General features: G+C 43.7%; 19 protein-coding genes. 14 read left to right on the forward strand and 5 right to left on the reverse strand.

Features of this window, described 5'->3' with window-relative positions:
• Positions 1–6 precede the first annotated feature (6 nt).
• From ACUC6J_RS01685 to ACUC6J_RS01740, 12 genes are all read left to right on the forward strand, one after another.
• Entirely contained in the window at positions 7–861 is an 855-nt protein-coding gene (locus tag ACUC6J_RS01685; protein ID WP_013368987.1) for a carbohydrate ABC transporter permease, read from the forward strand.
• Positions 862–1477: 616 nt separating this feature from the next.
• Positions 1478–2656: a PapB family radical SAM/SPASM ranthipeptide maturase gene (papB, locus tag ACUC6J_RS01690; protein ID WP_410442902.1), complete on the forward strand. Its 1179-nt coding sequence runs from the start codon at positions 1478–1480 to the stop codon at positions 2654–2656.
• Entirely contained in the window at positions 2637–3524 is an 888-nt protein-coding gene (locus ACUC6J_RS01695) for an ABC transporter ATP-binding protein (RefSeq protein WP_447249647.1), read from the forward strand. The genes papB and ACUC6J_RS01695 overlap by 20 nt, the downstream gene beginning before the upstream one ends.
• Positions 3525–3528: 4 nt before the next feature.
• Positions 3529–4218: an ABC transporter permease gene (locus ACUC6J_RS01700; protein WP_447249648.1), complete on the forward strand. Its 690-nt coding sequence runs from the start codon at positions 3529–3531 to the stop codon at positions 4216–4218.
• Positions 4215–5360 carry a hypothetical protein gene (locus tag ACUC6J_RS01705; protein ID WP_447249649.1) on the forward strand — a complete coding sequence of 382 codons (1146 nt, stop codon included), beginning with the start codon at positions 4215–4217 and terminating at the stop codon, positions 5358–5360. Before ACUC6J_RS01700 ends, ACUC6J_RS01705 begins: the two co-directional genes overlap by 4 nt.
• A gap of 717 nt (positions 5361–6077) precedes the next feature.
• The gene (locus tag ACUC6J_RS01710) at positions 6078–7274 is read left to right on the forward strand and encodes an ABC transporter ATP-binding protein (protein WP_447249650.1); all 1197 of its coding nucleotides are present in this window, start codon (positions 6078–6080) and stop codon (positions 7272–7274) included.
• Positions 7275–7832: 558 nt separating this feature from the next.
• Entirely contained in the window at positions 7833–8060 is a 228-nt protein-coding gene (locus tag ACUC6J_RS01715; RefSeq protein ID WP_447249651.1) for a hypothetical protein, read from the forward strand.
• Complete coding sequence (locus tag ACUC6J_RS01720; RefSeq protein WP_447249652.1) at positions 8053–8298, forward strand: hypothetical protein; 246 nt, start codon at positions 8053–8055, stop codon at positions 8296–8298. Before ACUC6J_RS01715 ends, ACUC6J_RS01720 begins: the two co-directional genes overlap by 8 nt.
• Positions 8299–8474: 176 nt before the next feature.
• Positions 8475–9989: an arabinosylfuranosidase ArfA gene (arfA, locus tag ACUC6J_RS01725; RefSeq protein WP_447249653.1), complete on the forward strand. Its 1515-nt coding sequence runs from the start codon at positions 8475–8477 to the stop codon at positions 9987–9989.
• Positions 9990–10431: 442 nt separating this feature from the next.
• Positions 10432–12327, forward strand: coding sequence for an HSP90 family protein (locus ACUC6J_RS01730; protein ID WP_016820229.1), 1896 nt, complete (start codon positions 10432–10434; stop codon positions 12325–12327).
• Between the two features lie 23 nt (positions 12328–12350).
• On the forward strand, positions 12351–13412 hold the full coding sequence (locus tag ACUC6J_RS01735; protein WP_017425697.1) for a hypothetical protein: 1062 nt from the start codon (positions 12351–12353) through the stop codon (positions 13410–13412).
• A 90-nt stretch (positions 13413–13502) separates the two neighbouring features.
• On the forward strand, positions 13503–14249 hold the full coding sequence (locus ACUC6J_RS01740; RefSeq protein ID WP_447249654.1) for a glycerophosphodiester phosphodiesterase: 747 nt from the start codon (positions 13503–13505) through the stop codon (positions 14247–14249).
• A gap of 166 nt (positions 14250–14415) precedes the next feature.
• On the opposite strand, the gene ACUC6J_RS01745 is transcribed toward ACUC6J_RS01740, so the two are convergent.
• The 5 genes from ACUC6J_RS01745 to ACUC6J_RS01765 all read right to left on the reverse strand — a co-directional run bounded on the left by ACUC6J_RS01745 (position 14416) and on the right by ACUC6J_RS01765 (position 20140).
• Entirely contained in the window at positions 14416–15243 is an 828-nt protein-coding gene (locus ACUC6J_RS01745; RefSeq protein WP_447249655.1) for a class I SAM-dependent methyltransferase, read from the reverse strand.
• A gap of 141 nt (positions 15244–15384) precedes the next feature.
• Positions 15385–16266 (reverse strand): UTP--glucose-1-phosphate uridylyltransferase GalU, encoded by an 882-nt coding sequence (galU, locus tag ACUC6J_RS01750; protein ID WP_447249656.1) that lies wholly within the window; start codon positions 16264–16266, stop codon positions 15385–15387.
• Positions 16263–16685 carry a GtrA family protein gene (locus ACUC6J_RS01755; RefSeq protein ID WP_257126577.1) on the reverse strand — a complete coding sequence of 141 codons (423 nt, stop codon included), beginning with the start codon at positions 16683–16685 and terminating at the stop codon, positions 16263–16265. The genes galU and ACUC6J_RS01755 overlap by 4 nt, the downstream gene beginning before the upstream one ends.
• A 3-nt stretch (positions 16686–16688) precedes the next feature.
• The gene (locus tag ACUC6J_RS01760) at positions 16689–17780 is read right to left on the reverse strand and encodes a glycosyltransferase family 2 protein (protein ID WP_447249657.1); all 1092 of its coding nucleotides are present in this window, start codon (positions 17778–17780) and stop codon (positions 16689–16691) included.
• A gap of 17 nt (positions 17781–17797) precedes the next feature.
• Entirely contained in the window at positions 17798–20140 is a 2343-nt protein-coding gene (locus tag ACUC6J_RS01765; RefSeq protein WP_447249658.1) for a glycosyltransferase family 39 protein, read from the reverse strand.
• A 289-nt stretch (positions 20141–20429) separates the two neighbouring features.
• On the opposite strand from ACUC6J_RS01765, the gene ACUC6J_RS01770 reads away from it, so the two are divergent.
• A complete protein-coding gene (locus tag ACUC6J_RS01770) occupies positions 20430–21116 on the forward strand; it encodes a response regulator transcription factor (RefSeq protein WP_430208754.1) in 687 nt (228 codons plus the stop codon).
• Positions 21113–22609: a sensor histidine kinase gene (locus tag ACUC6J_RS01775; protein WP_447249659.1), complete on the forward strand. Its 1497-nt coding sequence runs from the start codon at positions 21113–21115 to the stop codon at positions 22607–22609. Before ACUC6J_RS01770 ends, ACUC6J_RS01775 begins: the two co-directional genes overlap by 4 nt.
• Positions 22610–22647 lie beyond the last annotated feature (38 nt).

The following is a 22647-nucleotide window of genomic DNA, read 5'->3' on the forward strand; positions in this document are numbered from 1 at the left end:
ATGAGCGTGAAAACAGCTGTTCAGCAAGCCCGCGCCAATACGCGCAGTGGTGAAAAAACATTTCAATGGTTCGTGGCGATTCTCCTGACTGTGGGAGGTCTGTTGATGGTGCTGCCTTTTGCGTGGATGATTTTATCCTCCTTTAAGACAGAGGGCGAGGTAACCAAAATTCCTCCAACCATCTGGCCGGAGCATTTTACACTGGATAATTTTAAAATCCTATTCGATAGCATGGCGTTTGGAACCTACCTGACGAATACGCTGATCATTGTCCTAGCTTCCTTCTTCGGATTATTCCTTAACGCTATGGCGGGTTATGGTTTTGCCAAATTTCAGTTTAAGGGCAAAGGTTTCCTGTTCTATCTGGTGCTGGCAACCATGATGATTCCAGGTCAAGTGACGATGATTCCCGTCTATTTGATTCTAAACCAGATGGGGTTGACCAATTCCATGCTGGGGATTGTGCTTCCTGGATTGGTGGGCGCGTTCGCGATCTTCCTCTTCCGGCAGTTCATGTCCGATATCCCGGAAGAACTGCTGGAGGCGACACGACTTGATGGAGCAGGGGAGTTCCGCACTTTTTTACAAATCGTGCTGCCCATTTCGACGCCGATTATTGCGGTACAGGCGATCCTGACCTTCATCGGTGGATGGAACAGCTTCTTATGGCCGCTCATTATTGCGAACGATGAGAAGCTGTACACCTTGTCCGTAGGTTTATCACTGCTCAAGGGACAGAACGAAAGTCAATTTGCCCTGCAAATGGCGGGCTCGACCTTTATGGTCGTTCCGATTATGATTATCTTCATTATTTTCCAAAAGTATATTATCGAGAATTATACAATTTCGGGAATTAAGTAGGGGTATAATAGGTATGTAAATTGATAAAAACACAAAAACGGAGGACTTCTTAGAAAAAGAAGCCCTCCGTTTTTTGTGATCTTGTTTTATAGAAAAATTAGAAAACCTGGCTAGTCACATTCATTCCTAAGAGGCTGCATCAGGTTTTGTTTATATATGAAAACGGGAGAACGAAGATTTAGAATTCAAAGATTGCGTGTTACGAAGGTGAATAAAAGTTCCGACCTCTAGAATCTTTAAGACATGCATTACATAAACAACGAATAGTTTTTTTGGCAAAGAAAATTATACTTTTATTATATTTAATTGAATATATTTCAAAAGTAATATGTTAACAAATTTTATATAATTATTTTAAAAAAAGTATTGAAGTGCAATAGGAAAATGATTATCTTGGAAATTAAATAAAAAAATACAAAAAAATGGGGTGATTCAAATTGTTCGATCCTATTAACCAAGCAGCTGAAGGAAGTGTTTCCCCTATGACGTGTGTTCTTTGTGATACACGTGAAGCATTGAAGAAATATATGAATTACTTAAATATCGTTCTAGTAGAGAAGAGATAGATAGGTTATTAGCCAGTCTGAAGGAAGCATCGGTTATATATAATAAAGATTTGCCTATTCAAAAGGAATCTAAAAGTTGCAATGATGAGCAAGTAAGTCTATCATCTATAGTCCTTATGCTGGTTCAAGAGTGTAATCTAAGATGCTCTTACTGTTATGGAGGAGACGGAGAGTATAATGATCGAGGGAGGATGGACACAGAGACCGCATTAAAAGCAGTTGATTATCTGTTTAATCATTCTGGCGAAGAAGAAGAACTGAATATTTGCTTTTTTGGAGGGGAGCCACTTCTGAACATTGAAGTTATTAAAGAAGTTGTAGCCTACACTAAGCTAAAACTAGAAAAATCAAATAAACGTGTTACATATAGTATGACAACGAACGGTACCTTGATTTCCAAAGAAATTGAAAACTTTTTATTAGATCATCATGTTTCTATTCAGATAAGTCTAGACGGTGATCAAATGACGCACGATTTCAATCGATATTATCAGAACAGAAAAGGTACCTATGAAATCATTTTAAATAGAACAGAAAGTTTAAGAAAAAAAGGTGCCATAACAGCAAGAGCTACAATTTCATCAGTACAATTGGATATAACACATACACTTACACATTTAATGGGGATTGGTATCCGCCATGTTGCGATGTATCCTGCAGTTGAGATGCTTAGTGAGGAAGACTTTGAGAAGTATGCACAAGAATTCACCAAATTGGTTGTTCATTTTGAATCTTTGCTTCAGGCCAAAAAATATGGGGAAGCACGTCAAATATCGAACATTCTAAAATATTTGCAGATGATTCATTCTTCTTCTAAGCGAGATTATTTTTGTGGAGCAGTCTCGCATATGCTTGCCGTTGATGTGCACGGTAATCTTTATCCTTGTCAACGATTTGTTAATGTAAAGGATTATTCTTTAGGGAATGTGAGGGAAGGGATGGATGTAAGAAAGAAGAGTGGTATGCTTAGTGAGATGCGTTTAGAGAAGAGAACTGTATGCGGAGAATGTTGGGCTAAGAATCTATGTGGTGGAGGTTGTCCTCAAGAAAATATGGTGCTTAGCGGTTCGATTAATGAGCCAGTGGATAAATACTGTAACTTTACTCGTAGTGCAATAATGGATTGTATGAAGTTGTATTTACGATTAACTAAAGAAGACAAGACAAACCTGTTCTCAGCTAAGCAGCAGCGAGAGCAACTATTGGAGGATGCCTCATTTGACAATTGATATTCAAGCTTTAAGTAAGTCATATGGTTCTCACCAAGTACTTAACGAGCTTCATTTTCACATTGATAATGGTATATTCGGGCTGCTCGGAGACAATGGGGCGGGTAAGACCACCTTAATGAAAATTCTTGCCACTTTACTTAGATTCGACCGAGGGGAAGTTGAAATATTCGGACATTCTTTGAAAAAAGAACCTGATGCTATTCGTTCTTTACTGGGTTACTTGCCGCAGCATTTTGATTTCTTTCCAAATGTGACTATTTTGGAATCCATGAACTATTTTGCAGCTTTAAAAGGTATTCAAGGTAAACATCATATTCAAGAGGAGACATCACAGCGATTAATTGAGGTAGGACTTATCGATCAAGTTCATAAAAAAATAAAACATTTGTCTGGGGGAATGAAGCAGCGCTTAGGAATTGCTCAAGCTATGTTAGGACAGCCTAAGTTGTTAATTGTAGATGAGCCTACGGTTGGACTGGACCCCAAAGAACGAATTGCTTTTCGAAACTTGCTTCAGAATTATGGAGAAGACCGGATTATATTGTTATCTACTCATATTGTCCCTGACGTTTCAAGCACATGTGACAAACTACTCGTTTTAAAAGAAGGTCGTTGTCTGTACCAAGGGGCTATAGACGATATGATTCGAACTGTTGAGGGTAAAGTATGGTTGGTTGATGTTGGCAAGCGTCAATTGGAACAATTAAACCAACAAGCTCGAATCACTTCCATTGTGCGAAAGGAAGGAAGAATTCAGGCTCGATTATTGTGTAACTACCCTCCAGATTGTTGTACAGAAGTCACACCTGAAACGGCTAATCTTGAGGATGCGTATCTGTACATTTCTGATTCGGAGGAGAGTTAGCAGAATGGGACAAGTAACCAGAGCCCTAGTTCAATTTGAAGTTTTGCTTATGAAAAAAAGTGTAGTGTTTTTTATAGCACTAACGTTCTCTTGTTTTTTAATTCCTTTATTTTTATATCTAGGAGCAGGGAATAAGAATAACGAGTTATGGATATTTTTGCATCATGGACAAATGTTCTTTACCATATTACTAATGCCGTTAATGTATTCTGTTCTTTATGATAGTGAGAAGCAAAAAATGATCTCTTCTGTTATTATGCCTAAATTACTTAAAGGAGCCCAATATTTTTATTGTAAGAGCTGTGTATTATGGGGAGTGGTTTGCTTATTTCAATTTGTCGCTTTAGCTATGATTGGTGTAGTTCAATGGACGACTCATAGTAAGGCTCCATTCTTGATACTGCTTCAGCTAACAGCAGCAGGTGTAGCAACTATGAGGTATTCTGTTCAAATTACCGTCATATTGAACTTGGTCTTACGTAAACAACTGTATGTGAACATTGTGATGCTCGTTTACCTTCTAATCAGTATTACTATCAACTTTCCTTACATTTCAATCTGGTTTAATCCGGATTGGATTATTTCCAATTTCTTCACACAGTCGTTTTCTTTTGGGCGAGTATTCCTATTTTTGCTTATATGGGTATTGATGAAAGTCAGTAATCATCTATGGATGGCGAGGGTACAAGGATGAATGGAATTATAGTTCGTTTCTGGCTACAGCTTTTATTTCGAAGAGAACAAGCAGTAACCTTGCTCGTTTCCTTTAGTGTGGTTCTTTTATTCAATTTAATAATGAATGAAGGTATTGCAATAACTTATAGTGTTAACTTGTTATTTGTAGCTTTTTTTTCTTTACAGATTGCGAGTATACACAATCGTAATCATACAGAACCGTATATATATATTTCTGTCTTTCCTAATTACCGTCTAATCGCTTACCAGCTTTATGTTTCTTTAATTCTTTCGTTTCCTCTCTTGCTCATGATGGTAGGACTTTTATGGAAATCATTCGCTGATGTTTCACTATGGAATTTGGTTACCATTGTATTTTTTTCTAGTGTTTTTTCATCGATGTTGGGTCTCTTCCTGGGGCAGGTAGTAAAGCATTATGGGTTAGCCTTTACTTTTCTCATTGCTTTTTACCTTCCTATAGGTTTAGTTTCCTGGTCTTTTAATGAAAAGTTACGTTACATATCTCCTATAGTGAATATATTCAACCCCTATATGGTCAACTGGCGAAATCTTTTTGGACTCTTAGGCTGTAGTTTATTATTTTACGGATTAGGCACAATGTTATCCAGTCGGCGTGGAGGCGGCAAAAAGTCTATAATCCCTTGGATTAGTACAGTCCTTGCTTGTAGTATATTGATGGGCGTATGGGGATATGAGAGGCTATTTAATGAGAATGTACAGACATCGTCGTTTCAAAAAATAACTGTGGGGCAAACACAAGTAGAGTATAAGGGAATTAGTTTGTATCAGGCGAGGCAATTTGCCACCCTTTTCGAAACGCTGTATCAAGTGGCTAAGAAAAATGGGACACACCCGGTTCGCTATACCTTGGAAATCACCCGAATACACTCCATGTCATCGTTCGAGCCGAAAATAATAGTTCAAAATTATAATAAACTTCAAATCAATATTTATTCAAATAAGCTTTTAGAGTTTAATTTCGGAATGGATTGGGCGAGTAAGTGGATTGATTACATTTTGCCGCAATCAACTCACTTCTCCAATGAGCAAGTGGACGCATTTAGGCGCGTCAAAAGTAATATCATTGTGGAAGTTCGCAGAAAAAATCCCGGAAATGTCTATACAATTCAGGGAGATTGAGAGCTAAAATAACGAGAATTCGTGAAGAACCAATAATAGTGGATATAAAAGAAAGGGATGGAATGAATGGAACGTGAGATAGACCATTTGAATATAAGAGCTATATTTCATTCATTCCAATATTGGCCGAAATTAACTAGGTTGTTATGGAATACAAAACCTATCTATTTTATTATCATCATCATTGGTTATCTTTTAAAAGGAATACTCCCGATTGCCAATCTCCTTTCCATACAGTTTTTGGTTTCTGAAATAGAAACAAGACCATTATCGCATATGCTTCAAATAAGCACAGTGTACCCTTTAGTTCTTGTGATGTTTTGTGGTCTGCTCATTTCAAGTTTAATTGAATACTCTGATAAACTGTTCCAAATTACTCTGATAAACCAATTACAAACATTGATAGTACAACAAACATCAACATTTAATCTTTCGGATTTTGAAAACCCGCAAGTACATAATTAGCTCAAAAGAGTTCAGAACGACTCGATAGATAGACCTATCCAGATCTATAAAGAACTCATTAATTTGTTAAGTTCCATGGTTACACTATGCTCTAGTATTGCCATTTTACTAGCGTTCAGATGGTGGATTTTACTTATTCTCATTCTTTCTCCCCTAGCATCCTTTTATTCTTTACTGAGGTTCACACAAATTCAGTATATAGCTAAAAAGAAACGTGCTCCTTTACAACGCAAATCTAGGTATATTAATTATTTGCTCACTAATGACAAGTCTTTTAAAGAAATCGTATTGTATCAACTTAGTGACTATTTAACGGCAAGATATAAGAGCATTTTTGATGTTTTCTATAAAGAGGATAAGCATTTAGCCAAAAAACGTATCACTTTATACTTATCATTTCAAGTGATAAGTACATTAGTTATAGCCATAGCTTTGATCATGATTATACAAATAGCATGGAAAGAAAAATTACTTGTTGGCAGTGTTTATGCATTAGTTCAAGCAGTATTATTAACTAATCAAAATATTAACACGGTATCTCAAGGATTGATTTCATTGTGTGATCATAATCTGTATCTGGATGAATTATTCGCTTTTTTTAACATAAAAGAAAAACAAGAGAATTCTAGTATGTTACTAAGAGAATCAGGTATATGTGTTGATTCAACAATAGAATGCATAGAATTTAAAAATGTTTCATTTGCCTACCCAGATCAAAAAGAATTAGCTCTCAAAGATATAAGTTTTAAAATGAAGCGTGGTGAACCTCTTGCTCTAGTGGGCAGGAATGGATCAGGGAAAACAACAGTGATAAAACTTTTAACGGGGTTATATGAAGACTTTGAAGGAGATATTTTAATCAATTCTATCTCGATTCGAAATTACAATAAAGAAATGCTTTACAAGAAAGTAGGTGTTATATTTCAAGATTTTGTCCAATTTGATTTTTCAGTAAGAGAAAACATAGGTTTTGGCAGTATAGGAGATCTTGAACTTGATACTAGGATATGGGAATCGGCACAACATACAGGAGTAGATTCGGTAATACGAGATTTGCCTAATCAATTAGAACAACAGCTAGGAAGAAACTTCGAAGGGGGTATACAGCTTTCAGGAGGGCAGTGGCAAAAGATAGCTATATCGAGAGCGCTCTTCAAAGATGCTGACGTTTATGTGTTAGATGAGCCAAGTTCATTTCTTGATCCAGAATCAGAAAAACAACTATTTCGCCAATTTCGAAATTTTGTTATTGACAGGCTTTGCCTCTACATTTCTCATCGTTATACCTCTGTTTTATATGCAGATAAAATTTTAGTTATGGAAAAGGGTCAGATTGTAGAAGAAGGAACCCACCAAGAACTAATTGAAAGTAGAGGATTTTACTATAATTTATTTTCTGACGAAATTAATACATTCCAGAAAGCGCTAGTTATTAATGATGTACGCTAACTGTGTAATGAGATTCCGGTAATTAGTGGGACTGCGAACAGAATTGTTTTTTACCTTATGAGAAGTAGACTATAATAAAAAAGCGGAGCTTCCCATTGAGAGGCCCCGCTTTTGGGCTTCACATTGGACATTTCCTATATGAGTTAGACAATATTGATGGGATAATGTAGGAATTTTTCTTTTTAGTCTGTAGTTCCGGGTCGTTGTCGCCGTAACTGAAATATTATATTTGTCAGCGAGGAAGGACATATACAGTGTTATATTGGGAGAGGCTGCTTACATATAACAAATTGATAGACGATAAAGGACTGCTTAACAGTCAAAAAGGAATGAAGAATTTATGAATAACGATGATAAAATATACAAAAACATACAAAAAATCCGATATACCTCTAGTATTATTATTTAGAAGAGAAATGGTGGTTTTAAGATGAATGTATCTTTTACATCATCTCACCAATCGCCGTTCCACACCTCAGATAACAACCAACTTGAACTACGGCATTCCCTTCCCCCTCAGGCTGAAAGGAAGAGTATAGACAAGCCGCAGCATTTGGAATGGATGAGGAAAGTAAAAAAGAAGCTCAGGAAGATAAGAAGGAACAATATACGCACCAGACTGCAGAGGAGCATAAGCAAAGTCTCATTACTTATACGATGCATAATATTGTATCAGCAAACAACCAGCTGAAGAATCCCAAAATCACTAAAATGGAACAAATTACATTAGAAAGCGAAGCAAAGGGTTGGGAGAACAAACCCTTCAAGATCAACTGCTTTGCGTGAGAAGGCAGAAGGTCTTAATGAGGAAATTATGGCGATTGCCTCGAATATCAAAGAGTGCATTAGTAAAGCAGTGAATAAGGAACCGACGATAATAGATGGAGATGAACCAAAGGATGAGAAAGAATTAAGTATAGAGGTTGGTAGGGTGTGGACTGAACAAGAACTCAATGCTTATGTGAATTCGGCTAAAGACGAAGCTAAGATTGCAGGTGTGAAGATTAATATCGCAGTTTGGTAGAAATACGTAACCAAATGCTTATCTTTTATTATTAAATACTTAATATTTATATTAAGTATTTAATAATAATATTGACTATGTTAATTATGGTGTGTTATATTGAAAGCGTTAATAAAATGGCTTGTTAGTTTTAGGTACAACAAATTTTATTTTCGTATTCAGAGAGGATGGTTTAGGTGGCAGCAGCTGTAAAAGCAAAGATGATCGTAGACAAGTCTTTTCGTATTGCTGAAGTCGATAAACGCATTTATGGTTCTTTTGTAGAGCACCTCGGGCGTGCTGTATATGGTGGTATTTATGAGCCTACTCATTCAACTAGTGATGAAAGCGGTTTCCGTAATGATGTTAAAGAACTGGTAAAAGAACTAGATGTTCCTATTATACGCTATCCGGGCGGTAATTTTGTATCCGGTTACAATTGGGAGGACGGCGTTGGCCCTGTCGCATCCAGACCTAGACAGTTAGAGCTGGCGTGGAGAACGGTCGAACCGAATGAAGTAGGGACGAATGAATTTTTTAAATGGGCCCAGGATGTTGGCTCCGAAGTAATGATGGCGGTAAATCTGGGTACGCGTGGTATTGATGCGGCGCGTAATTTGGTGGAATATTGCAACCATCCAGGAGGCTCCTATTGGAGTGATTTACGTCGTAGTCACGGTGTAGAGCAGCCACATAAGATTAAAACCTGGTGCCTTGGCAATGAAATGGACGGTCCATGGCAGATTGGTCACAAGACAGCAGAGGAATATGGTCGTCTGGCTGTAGAATCTGCAAAAGCCATGAGGCTGATTGACCCTGACATTGAACTTGTATCCTGTGGGAGTTCCAGCTCCACGATGCCGACGTTCCCGGAATGGGAGGCAACCACACTGGATCATACGTATGAGGTAGCTGACTATATTTCCCTGCACCAATACTACGGCAACCATGACAATGATACGGCTAATTATCTGGCACGTTCTATGGACATGGATCATTTTATTAGTACAGTCATTTCGACTTGTGATTATATCAAAGCGAAGAAACGCAGCAAGAAAAAAATGATGCTCAGCTTTGACGAATGGAATGTGTGGTACCACTCCAATGATGCGGACAAAAAAATTGATCCATGGTCTGTGGCACCACCGCAGCTTGAGGATATTTACAACTTTGAAGATGCATTGTTGGTCGGCAGCATGTTGATTACGTTCCTGCGTCACGCAGACCGTGTAAAAATGGCTTGTATGGCTCAACTGGTCAACGTTATTGCACCAATCATGACCGAAAATAACGGAAAAGCGTGGAAGCAAACGATCTTCTATCCGTATCTGCATGCCTCCCGTTATGGTCGTGGGATATCGCTGATGCCTGTAGTGAACTCCGAAAAATACGACTCCAAAGACTTTACAGATATTCCTTATCTGGATAGCGCTGTAGTTTATGATGAAGAGGGAGACGCGCTGACGGTCTTTGCAGTGAACCGTCACTTGTCTGAATCGCTGGAGCTGACGGTAGATGTACGCAGTTTTGAGGGTTACCGCATTGTCGAGCATACTGTACTGGAGCATGATGATCTCAAAGCGACCAACAGCCCAGCTGGTGAAAAGGTTACACCTCATAACGGTGGCAATGCCAAGCTTGAAGACGGAATTGTAAAAGCCCATTTGGGTAAAGCCTCGTGGAACGTGATCCGTCTTGCTAATTCTCATTAATTCTCATTAATTCTCATTAATTCTCATTAATTCTCTTTCTAAAAGGAACGCACTAGGCTATGCCTAATCAGCCCGCATTCTCTCTTGTAAGGCTACTACAAGAGCAGGAATGCGGGCTTTTTGTATAAAATGAGTCATTTGTCCCTCCATCGATCTAGTGCCCGAAAGGAAGGGATAATTTTAATAAATATTATGTTTATTCCTAAATTTAACTAGGCAAAGATGATCCTTATTCACTAAGTGTTCGTGCTTCATTCATTTTTGTGAAGTTAATTAGACCCAGGTCCGACATTCCCGGGTGAAAAAAGACCCTGTTATACCGTTGTCAATGAATTGATATCTGAAACGAGGGTGTGTAATCCGACTTGAATCCACGTTATACTTTAAAAGATAGCTATTTTAAAAAAGATGGCTGTAGCATTTCGAGAAAGGAATGATCTCTATGAGTCAAACGGACGAATATCGTTTTCAAGTGAATTTGGGCGGCATGATTGATATTTTGGCCAATCATTTATATAGCAGTCCACGAGTGTTTATACGTGAAATACTGCAAAATGCAACAGATGCGATCACAGCTCGCAAGGAGCTGGGGAAGGCTGCTGCTGAAAGTAAACCATTGAAAGAAGACAATACTCTTGGAGATACAGCTTTTGAGAGTAACGACTATGAAGGCAAAGTCATCGTGGAGCTATCCGGTGCCGGGGACCAGCAGGTATTGATGATTCAGGATAACGGGATTGGATTGTCGGAAGAAGACATTCACCGGTTTCTGTCGATCATCGGGCAGTCTTCCAAGAAGGGAGCTGACTTGCTGACCTCGGAGACTTCATTTATCGGGCGTTTTGGGATTGGTTTACTGTCTTGTTTTATGGTGAGCGATGAGATTGTAGTACTGACCCGTTCGGTGAAGGAAGGCGTCTCTATGGAATGGAAAGGGAAGCCGGATGGGACATATACAATTCGTCGATTAGAGACCCAATTGCCTACAGGGACGCAAATTTATTTGCGCTGCAAGCCAGGGAGCGAGTTTTATTATGAGCCAGCTCAGGTGAAAGATTCTTTATTTTATTATGGAGCCTTGCTTCCCTATCCTGTCCTGCTGTCTGTAGACGGGGAGACCAAGCAGGTCAATCTTCCATCGACAAGCTGGATGCAAGACCCGGAACAATTACGGAGCCGCCGCGGTGAGGTGCTGGATTTAGGCTATCGTCTGATGGGTGAGCGCTTCAGTGATTTTATACCGCTACGGACAGCATCGGGTAGAACAGGCGGGATTGCATTCATTTTGCCTCGCAGTGTTAATCTGAACAGCAAGCGGCTGCATCGGGTGTACCTGAAGCATATGCTCGTGTCTGACAAAGCGGAAAATGTATTGCCAGAATGGGCATTTTTCATTAAAAGCCTGATTTGGACAGATGAATTGCAACCAACGGCATCACGTGAATATTTTTATGAAAATGAGCAGCTTGATGCGGTTCGTTCTGAATTGGGGACCTGTATTCGCGAAGAACTGCTACGCATGGCGGAATATGAGCCAGACCGCTTGCAGCACTGGATTCGTTTGCATGAGCTGTCCATGAAGGCGCTCGCGGTTGAGGATGATGAGTTTCTGCGGATTATGCATCGCTGGTTTTCCTTCGAAAGTACATTTGGGCGGCGCGAGCTGAGTGAACTGATCCGAGAGGCGGGCGGACGTCCGCTCCATTACACGGCGACCGTGGATGAGTATCGCCAGATTACGCATGTGGCGGCAGCGCAATCGATGCTGGTGATCAATGGCGGATATATCTATGATGCAGAAATTTTGGATAAGCTGCACTGGATCGACGCTACCCTGCAAACAGAGCGGCTCAGCCCTGAGGATGTATCTTTATCATTTACCGGACTGACGCAGGAAGAGCACACAAAGTATTACGGTGTGCTGCGTGTGATGGATGCTGCATTGCAGCCAATGCGTTGCCGTGCTGAGTTGAAGCGTTTTGAGCCTGCGAGCTTGCCTGTGCTTTACACCATTTCACAGGATGCACTAACCTTGCGCTCCATGGAACACACAGTTGAAGAGACAACTTCACTTTTTTCCAATGTGCTAGATAGTCTAAAAGCGGGAGTCCAGCAGAACGCGGGCTACTCGACCTTGTATTTTAATTTCAACAACCCGGTAGTGGCGCGAATTTTTGAAGCTACTGATACACAGATGATTACGGCTGCCACAGAAATGATGTATGTGAATGCACTTATGATGGGTCACTATCCGATGAACCGCAGTGAGCTGGAGCTGATGAACCGGAGTGTGCTGCATTTTATCAATTGGGGATTAGGGAACGGACAGAATACGTAATTGCGTAATAAAGGAGGATTCAGATGGAAGAGACGATATATGAATTGATGGAGCAGGCGCAGGATATGCCCGGAGGGGCGGCGAAGCTGGCGATTCTGGAAGAGGCTGTTCGCTTGGCGGATACTTCAGGTTTGAAGGAACTCGCTTATGAAATTCGGGGAGAGATTGTAGACTGTGCTATTTTTAACGGATATCCATTGAAATCACTGATTGCTTTTTCATGGCAGCTGGGTCAATTTGACCAAAATCCAGAGGAGTACGACCCCGTTGAGCTGTTGTGGAACTACAAATGGATACTCGGGAAGGTGTGCAGCTTTTCCAATATATCGAAGACTCAAATCGAAGATTTGGTGGAGGATATGCGCAGACGTTATGCCGAATACGGGTATAATGAGCGTCCATATTACTATTATAAGTTCCGCATCGCGATGGACATGGGGGAACTGGATGAAGCACGGCGGTATCTGGATATGTTCCGCGTGATTGAGCCAGACAGTATGAGTGATTGTGAAGCCTGTGAGCAGAGCCAGATGGTGAGGTTCTATTACTTGACCGGAGAAGACGAGCAGGCGCTTGCCGTGGCAAAACCGATTTTATCGGGACGGATGAGATGTGCAGAAGTACCGCATGTGACGCTCTCGCAGGTGCTATTGCCGCTGTATCGTCAAGGCGAGGTTGATCAGGCGAAGGAGCAGTATCGCAAAGGCTATCGCCTGGTGCGTGATGACCGTGACTTCCTGAAAACGATCGCAGAGCATATTGAGTATTTGACAGTTGCAAATCCGATTGAAGGCATCGGAGTGGTAGAACGTCATTTGCACATCGCACTGGACTATGAGAGCGGATTGGAGCAAATGTATTTTTACGCAGCGATGGTGGGGTTGCTGCAAAAGCTGGATACTTCGAGCAAACTTCGTTTGATTCGGATGCCTGCGTCTTTTGAATGGGGCAAACAGGAACGTACATTAGAAGAGATCATCGCATATTTTAAACCTCTGGCAGAGTCAGCAGCAGCCGAATTTGATCGACGGAATGGGAATACATTTTATTCGGATTGGATCGGGAGGATCGTTCAACCAGTGTAGAAGAACAGGTAGCTGTGGCGAATATTTTATACAACCCAAACAATGAACGAGTACAATGTTCTTGTTTGAAATGACAGGAGGGATTAGATCGTGACTATGACCCGGAAGGTGATTAATTTTGCACATCGCGGAGCTTCGGGGGTATGTCCTGAAAATACGATGGCGGCTTTCCGCCACGCGTTGGAACTGGGGGCAACAGGTATTGAAACGGATGTGCAGCGTACCCAAGATGGGCATTTGGTGCTAATTCACGATGAGTCGCTGGAGCGCACGACAGGCTGTCCACTAGATGTAAGAGATATCACGCTGGAAGAATTAAATAAACTGGACGCAGGCAGTTGGTTTGATGAGAAATTCCGAGGCGAGCGGGTACCGATGCTGGATGAGTTATTGGAACTGGCCCAGTCCTCGGATACCATTATTAATCTGGAATTGAAAAATAGCGTTCATCTCTATCCAGGGATGGAGGAAGAGGTTATTGCCGCTGTGAAGCGTTTCGGATTGGAAGAGCGGGTGATCTTATCCAGCTTCAATCACGAATCGCTCGCGCTCTGTGCGCAGATAGCCCCTGAGATCAAGACGGGAGCGCTATATATTGAAATTATGGTTCGCCCAGCGGAGTATGCAACCCAGTTTGGGGTTACAGCACTTCATGCCTATAAGCAAGTGGTTACACCAGAAGCTGTGTCTGAGGCTTTGACATTAGGTGTCGTCTACCACCCATGGACGGTGAATGAGCCGGAAGAAATGGAGCGTCTGCTGGAGGCCGGAGTGAACGGCATCATCACAGACTATCCCGATCGGTTGGCGCACATTCTAGCTGTCCACTCTTCTTAAGAGGGAGACGCAGCAAAACTACACTACTACTAGAGATTGTACGGAAATTGTAGTAGAAATGTATTGAAAGAAAAAAGACTCACCTACGTACTCGCTTTCACGAGACAAGGAGAGTCTTTTTTGCTTGAGCCGAAGAGAATATGATCACGACAATTTTGGTTCCGTTCTATTTGATGCCAAGTCTCATACGATAGCTGAACAGGATATCCAGTGTTCTGCCTTCAAAATGATTCTCTACTAGCTTCACGAAGCGAGCTATATCGTCGTCAAGCGTTCGATTGCCAAGTTTGAAAAGACTCTGAATCCCCCCTTGGCTAAGAGCGAGCCCAGTATAACGAGCAGCGTCACATTGCTCACGATTGTGGAAGACAATCTCCCGAGTATAGCGAAATTGTCCGCTGCGGTGCAGATTAGCTAGATGCTGATCCTTACTCCATTTATGAGCTCGTTGCTCTACTGGCGCTTCCTGTTCCAAAACGCCATCCGCTTTGGTGATAAGCTCTGTATAAGCTTGCTCTATCTGCCATTGCAGCACTGGAGGCCAGTCACAGTCAAAGGCCGCAAACACACCGCCTTGAGCCAATACCCTGCCTGCTTCCTGAAGCGTGCTCTCGGGGTCCATCCAGTGAAAGGATTGAGAGCAGGTAATGACGTCCACAGTGCCGTCCTCAAAGGGCAGGTTGTTGGAGAACCCGCTCTCGAAGGAAATAGCTCCTGCCATTGTCGTTCCTGCTCTCTCCAGCTTGCGCTGCGCTATTCCTCTCATGTCCGGGTTAGGCTCGATGCCGACGATTCGCTGAGCGCTGTCTTTCCATATGAAGGTTGAAAGTCCGGTACCGCAGCCAATATCGGCAACTAGCTCTACGTTCCGATCCAGATAGCGGCTGATGATTTCCACCACGAGTGATGGCGCTTCTGGACGGTGCTGATCGTAGTTGTCGGCAAAGCCATTGAAACGATCCACATTACTTTGCAGATTTCCCTCAGGAATCATAGGGTCTTTTCCTCCTTAGCTTCGGCCGGGCGACCGAACAAATTCCGATGTTCTGTACTCTTACATTGTACAAGTTTATGTGCTTAACCAGCTACTTTTGTGTTTTCACAACATCATCGGATTTCGGTGGAGGAAAGTCTCCTATTTTATCATTGAAGCAAGCGCCCACTCACGCATCATGGAGTCAAGCATTGGACGCAAATCTTCGCGCTGCATGCCCATGTGGAGCACCGCTTCCAGATAGCCGGCTTTATCACCAATATCATAGCGTGTGCCCTCCAGCTCCAATGCGAGCAGTTGGTTCTGCAATGCTACTTGATGCAGAGCATCTGTCAATTGGTATTCACCGCCCGCTCCAGTCGACATGTTCTCTAATATGGAGAAAATAGAAGGCTCCAATACATAGCGACCAATGACGGCCTGTCGCGAAGGAGCATCTGCTGGAGCGGGTTTTTCAACAAGCCCGCCGACTTCATGAATAAGACCATTCTGGCGGACAGAGTCAATAATGCCGTATTTACTTACATCCTGTTCTTCCACTGTACGCACGCCGACCACTTGCTTGCCAGTGGCTTCGTAAACATCCATCATTTGACGAATCGCCGGAGTGGAGGAATTCATAATATCATCGCCCAGTAACACGGCGAAGGGCTCATCGCCAATGAACTGACGTGCGCAGCGTACCGCGTGCCCCAAGCCGAGCGGCTCTTTTTGACGGATATAGTGAATGACTGCTTTGCCCCCGATGCTTTGTACTTCACGCAGGAGATCATATTTACCCTTGCTCTCCAGTACTTGCTCCAGCTCTACGGACTTGTCAAAATGGTCTTCGATGGCTTTTTTATTACGCCCCGTAACGATAATGATGCTCTCAATTCCGGACTTGATGGCTTCTTCTACGATATATTGAATCGCTGGTTTGTCTACGATGGGAAGCATTTCTTTCGGTAAAGCTTTCGTAGCTGGCAAAAAACGGGTACCTAAACCGGCGGCAGGAATAACGGCTTTTGTAATTTTTCTCATAGGGACTCACTTTCCTTTCGGGATGGGGAACCGAACACCCAGTATCGGCTCCCGATATAATTGATGATCATTCCGGCTGCAGTGGCGATCAGCTTGCCTAAAGCAAGCGGCAGCTCGGTTTTAGTGTGAAGCACTTGGAGTAATAAGGAGGTTATCCCCAATACGATGAGGTTGATCACGATAAATCTGAGTAACTGACCTTTGCTTGTGTTGTTTGCTTGTTGTTTGCTGAATGTCCATTTGCTGTTCAAAATATAACTGTTGGCTGTGCCGCAGCTGTACGAAATGATCTGCGCCACCACGACCGGCACTCCGGTCCAAGCCAGCAGCATGAAAATGATATAATCTACACCCGTATTCACCAGACCTACGATGCCAAATCGGATCATAGGAAGCAGCTGGGCTATGCGACTTTTCATGGGTTAGGCTCCATGGCCGGATTTGGGTCCAGTATATACCGCGCTGTTGCCGCGTACTGTGCGTCCACCCGAAATCAGGCTGTCACGGGCTCCTTGCATGTACAGGGAGTCGCGCTGTTCAGGAACCTTCATAGCATGCGTCGGACCGTTATCGTATTGTCCACCCAGACGCTCACGGACAATGTAGAGTGGACGCGCTTTGGTTTCGTCATAAATCCGTCCAATATATTCACCCATAATACCGAGGATAATCAGAATCACCCCGTCGAAGATCAGGCTGATGCTAATCATGGATGACCAGCCTTTCATCACATAGGAATCGGTGAAAAGATTAAGAAACAATACATACATCAGATACAGGAAGCCGGACATGGACAGAAGTGCGCCGATATACCCTGCCAGCTTGAGCGGCTTAATCGAAAAGGATGTGATCCCGTCGAGACTGAGCTTGATCATGCGTTTTAGCGGATACTTGGTTTCGCCTGCGAGCCGCTCATCGCGCTCATATTCAACAGCGGTTTGTTTAAAACCGATCCAACTGACCAGGCCGCGTACGAATCGGTTATTTTCCGGCAGTCGTTTCAATTCATCTATGACCTTGCGATCCATTAGGCGGAAGTCCCCGGTGTCAACCGGGATATTAATATCCGTTGATGCTTTAAGAACGCGGTAGAAGAGGCTGGCAGACCATTTCTTGAAGCGAGTTTCGCCATTGCGTTTGAGCCGTTTGGCGTAGACGACTTCATAGCCTTCCTTCCACTTGTTAGCCATCTCAACAATCAATTCCGGTGGGTCCTGGAGGTCGGCGTCAATGACGACGACCGCCTCTCCCACCGCATAATCCATCCCGGCGGTAATTGCTAGCTGATGACCAAAGTTGCGAGAGAAATCAATCAATACAATCGTGTCATCTCTGAGACTGAATTCCTTAATAAGCTGGACGCTGCGGTCCAAACTTCCATCATTGACGAAGATTAGCTCGTAGGGCTCTCCCATTGAGCCCATGACTTGTTTCAGCCTCCGATAGGTTTCCGTAATAACGGCTTCCTCGTTGTACATTGGAATAACTATGGAATAACGGATAGGTTCACTCATTCGTAGTTCCTCCTCATTTATAATGTGATTTCGTATAAAGTACCGCTTCCGCCACGCTCGTCTCCGCCAGGTCCACCTTGGCCATTCTGAGCGCTCGCATTGCTGTTTGTGGTGTCGTTTCCGCTGTCGGTTGCTTTCGCTGCTGTACTTGTTTCCCCTGTTGTTGTTTTCCATTCATCTGTAGGGATTACTTTGCCGTGTTCCTTGATCCATGCAGTGACTTCGGAGTTGCCGCCATCCGGTCCACCGCCGCCACCAGAAATCATAAAGTATTTCACTTGCCCACTTTCAACCAGCGCCTTGATTTTATCGACGGTATAGACCGGATCGGAAGACACAAAACCGTTCATAATAATTACCTTTTGTCCGGCTTCGATCAGGTAAGGAGCGGCTGTTGAATAATTACTTGCTGCGAAAAGATAGGTTTCACCTGTATTGTTTTTTTGTAAGTAGCTCAACGTTTTTTGATCTAAACTTTGACTGCCGTTCGGGCCTCCCATTCCTCTGGAGCGGGTAGAAGATCTCTGTTCCGTGTCAGTACTTGTTTGTGTGCTTGAAGTATTTTCGTCAGAGCTGGAATTGTCTGCATTATTGTTCTGGTTATTCGCTTGTATTCTTTCAGCTTGTTGTCCATTGAAACCTGAACCTCTGTTGCCATCATTGCGGCCTGGCATTCCACCACCGCCGCCAAATTGAGTCGGTCCAGCTTGTGGAATCATGCTGTTGCCACCGTAAACGATTGGTGTCAATGCCCAGTACACAGGGCCGATAAACATAGCGAGTACACTTGCAATAATGGCAAATCTTGTAAACTTCTCGGATTTCATTCGTGCTACTACCAGAAGTGCTGTGCCGATGATCCCTACGATCAATACCGCGATGGACCAGCCGCTACCGATGGTGTCGTTGTAATTTTGTAGAATGAACCAGCTAAATACCGATGTTGCCAATACTGCCACGGGTAATAGCCAGGAGAGCCAGTTGGAACGCTCACGATACTGCTGCCACAATTCTACGAATCCTGCTCCGAAGAGCGCTGCAATCGGTGGTGCGAGCATAATCAGGTAATAATGATGGAAGAAACCTGCTACGCTGAAAAATGCAGCTACGGGAATCAACCAGGCGAGCCAGAAGATAACCTCTCTATGTTTCTGTGTGATATTACGGCGTCGAATACCGGCAAGCAAGCCGATGGAAGCAATGATTACGAACGGAAGCAGCCAGCTGGCTTGGCCTGATAGGGAAGATTGGAACAACCGCAAAGGCCCCTTTTCACCAGTACCGAACATGCCGCCACCGGAATTTCCACCCGGGCCACCACCAGGACCACCCTGTCCGTCTCCACCAGGAGCGCCTTGTCCGTTCCCCCCGAATCCGCCCGGGGGTATTTGACCACCTGCACCAGGTCCGCCTGCTGTCATGTTGTTGGCACCAGAATCATCTGTAGTGGTAGTGCTGTCGGATGATGGAGTTGTCTGGATCTGACCCGTGTTCGTATTGTTGCTATTGGTTGCAGCGTTGTTGTTTTGCTCTGAGCGTTGACCGCCACGATTTCCACCTGTTCCCTGATCTCCTGTCAGGCGGGACAGGCCGTTATAACCGAAGGCCAAATTCAGTACAGAGTTGGTTCCGCTACTCCCCATATAAGGACGCTCATCGGCTGGAGTGGAGTCCACTATGACTGCCCAAGAGAGCGATACAATCAAGAGGACTACTGCCGAGCCTGCCAACGTAATTGCTTTACGTTTCCAGTTAAACTTGGAAGCCAGCAGATAGAACAGGCCCAGCGCCGGAACGATCATATAGGCTTGCAACATTTTTTCGTTAAAGGCGATGCCGACGACTGCAAAAGCAGCCAGGATCAACCCGGTTTTGCTATTTTTAAGGCCTCTGAACAATAGCCAAGTTGCGAGCAATAATGTGAAGACCAACATAGCGTCAATGTTATTCGTGCGGCTAACCGCTACGGCTATCGGTGTCGTTGCCATGGCGAAGGCAGCCAGGCGTGCGGCCAGTGTACCAAAGCTCGGTTTGACGAGTAAGTAGATGAGCAAGACCGATCCGACCTGAGCCAGCGCCTGTGGCAGGATTACGCTCCATCCGTGAAGCCCGAATATATAGGCGCTCAACGTCTGAATCCAGAACACCACTGGCGGTTTGTCTACCGTTACCGATCCTGCAGAATCAAGTGAGGCGAAAAAGAAATTATGAAAGCTCTGCAGCATGCTTGCTACTGCCGTCGTGTAGTAGGTGTTTACGTATTTGTCTTGCCAGATGTTGTATCCGTTCAAAAATGCGGATATCAGCATAATGATGATCAGGGGGATGTCCGCCCTAATCTTGAACCATTTCTTAATCATGTTCATTCCACTCCCTGTGAAAATTCTTTGTTTTTATTCCGTTGTTCTAGCCGCTATCTTCAGGACTGCGGAATGACCAGTCGCTTCCGATCTTGGCCCGGTGAACTACCGGCTTGCTATTATCATGCCATACGTACCTTAATGAGTTCTGAGCGCTCCCTGAACGTTAGCTGAAAGCTGAGATGAGGTGCTTTTTTTACGGCAGGATTCAGGTATATTAGATACAGGTAAAAAATGAACCGACTTTTAATGTGAGAAAAATGCGCCAATATGAAAGGGAAGATTAATGATGAATCCAATACACGGAGTTAAGATTATGCTGGCGGACGATGAGCCTCATATTTTGCAATTTTTAGAGCTTGGACTGATTAATGAAGGGTATGAAGTCAGAACCGCCGAGAACGGGAGTGCAGCGCTCGAACTGGCTAGAGAGTTTCGTCCGCATGTAGCAGTGCTGGATGTGATGATGCCGGAAATGAACGGTTTTGAGGTATGCCAAAGTCTCAAGGAGACAGAGGATAACATCGCAGTCATTATGCTGACAGCCAAGGATGATGTGGATGATCGGGTAAAAGGGCTCAAGCTCGGCGCGGATGATTATATCGTAAAGCCCTTCAGTTTTAATGAACTGCTGGCTCGCATCGAAGCGCGTTTGCGAAATCAGTTCCCAGACCTGTTGGGGGAAGTGGTTCACGGACCCTTTCAAGTGGATGACCGACGGAAGGAGATTCGCTATCAGAACCAGGTACTGGAGTTATCGCCTACCGAATACGAACTATTGAAGTTTCTGGTGTTGAATCACGGAATTGTGCTGAGTAAAAGTCGTATTTTGGACCGAGTCTGGGGGTATGATTTTGGGGGCGAGGACAATATTGTGGAAGTGTATATTCGCTCCTTGCGTGAAAAACTCAAAGATAAGGAGCATCGGGTCATTCGGACGCTGCGTGGTGTTGGGTACCGAGTGGATTTGTTATGAAGGCGGGAGGGAAAAGTCGGAGAAAATATGCGCTTCGTTCTCTCCGGTCCCAGCTTTTGGCCAGAACCTTACTCATTTTGGCTTTATTGCTCGTATTGATCGGTTTTCTCCAATACTTTCTAATGAAAGATTTTTTGTATCGCAGTCGCGCGGAAGCTATGGATACACAGCTGAATTCAATTCCTGCCGACTTATTGATTAAGGATTCGCAGGAAAAGAGCGGAGCTGGGGTCACCGTTCCTCAAGGTGAGACCAATCGGAGAAGTAATCGACCGGGACCGTTTCTGTTTTGGCCGGATATGTCGCTTGCTTCTATAGGTATAGACGGCACCTTCCAGAGCTTGTCCAATGAAAATGGACTTAAACCGCCGCGCCTCACCACTCAGCAGTATCAAGCAATGCAGCAGAGCAAGCGCATGCGTCACGGCTATCAATTAATTACGGATGCTCAGGGAAAAGAGCAGCTGGTTGTGTTTCGCCCACTCGGACCACCAGACCGTTCGTCAGGGTTACTTCAAATGGGCGTATCCACGAATTCTATGCAGGCGCAGTTGATCAATCAACTCCGCACCTTTATTTTATTGTCCCTGATTGCACTTGCGATTGGTTTAGCACTTATGCTTCCTGTGCTTCGCCGCACATTGGTTCCTCTTTCCAGAATGGTCGAGGCAGTCAAACGTATTGATGCGGGCAATTTGGACGAGCGCTTTGACGCAGAGCAGGGTCAGTATGAGGTAGATCGCTTGGCAGTTTCATTTAATGGAATGCTGGAGAGGTTGGAGCATTCTTTTGCTGCCGAGCGGGAATTGCAGATGCAAATGCGACGATTTATTGCGGATGCCTCCCATGAACTGCGTACCCCGCTCACATCCATTCACGGTTTCTTGGAAGTGCTGCTTCGTGGAGCAGCCTCCAATCCAAAGCAGCTCCAATCAGCACTAGAGAGTATGTATGGTGAATCCAAGCGGATGAATAAGCTTGTCTCTGATTTGCTATTGTTGGCTAAGCTGGATCGAACACCGGAGTTGAAGCTGGAAGACATATCACTAGATGCATTGCTGCTGGAAATGAAACCGCAGCTCCTTATGCTGGCAGGCACACGTAAGGTAGTTTTTGATATGACAGCAGGTGTACGGGTATTGGCAGAAGGCGATAAGATCAAACAAGTCGTGCTTAACCTGTTTCACAATGCTGTTCAACATACCGATATGGAGAAGGGCTTGATCCATGTCAACCTATCGGCTGGTAAGAAACTGGCAGATATTCAAATTCGTGATAATGGACCCGGCATGGAGAAGGAACAGCTGGAGCGGATATTTGAGCGATTTTATCGTGGAGATGAATCGCGTACACGCAGCTCAGGCGGAGCGGGCCTTGGTCTGGCTATAACACAATCGATCGTGGAAGCTCACGGTGGGAGCATTACAGCTGAAAGCACACTGGGAACGGGGAGTATATTTAAAGTAACGTTGCCTTTAGCAGGAACAGTATAGTATCGCAGATTATGGTCTAACATAAGAATAGCCCCCCA

It is taken from the genome of Paenibacillus sp. JJ1683, from assembly GCF_053006485.1.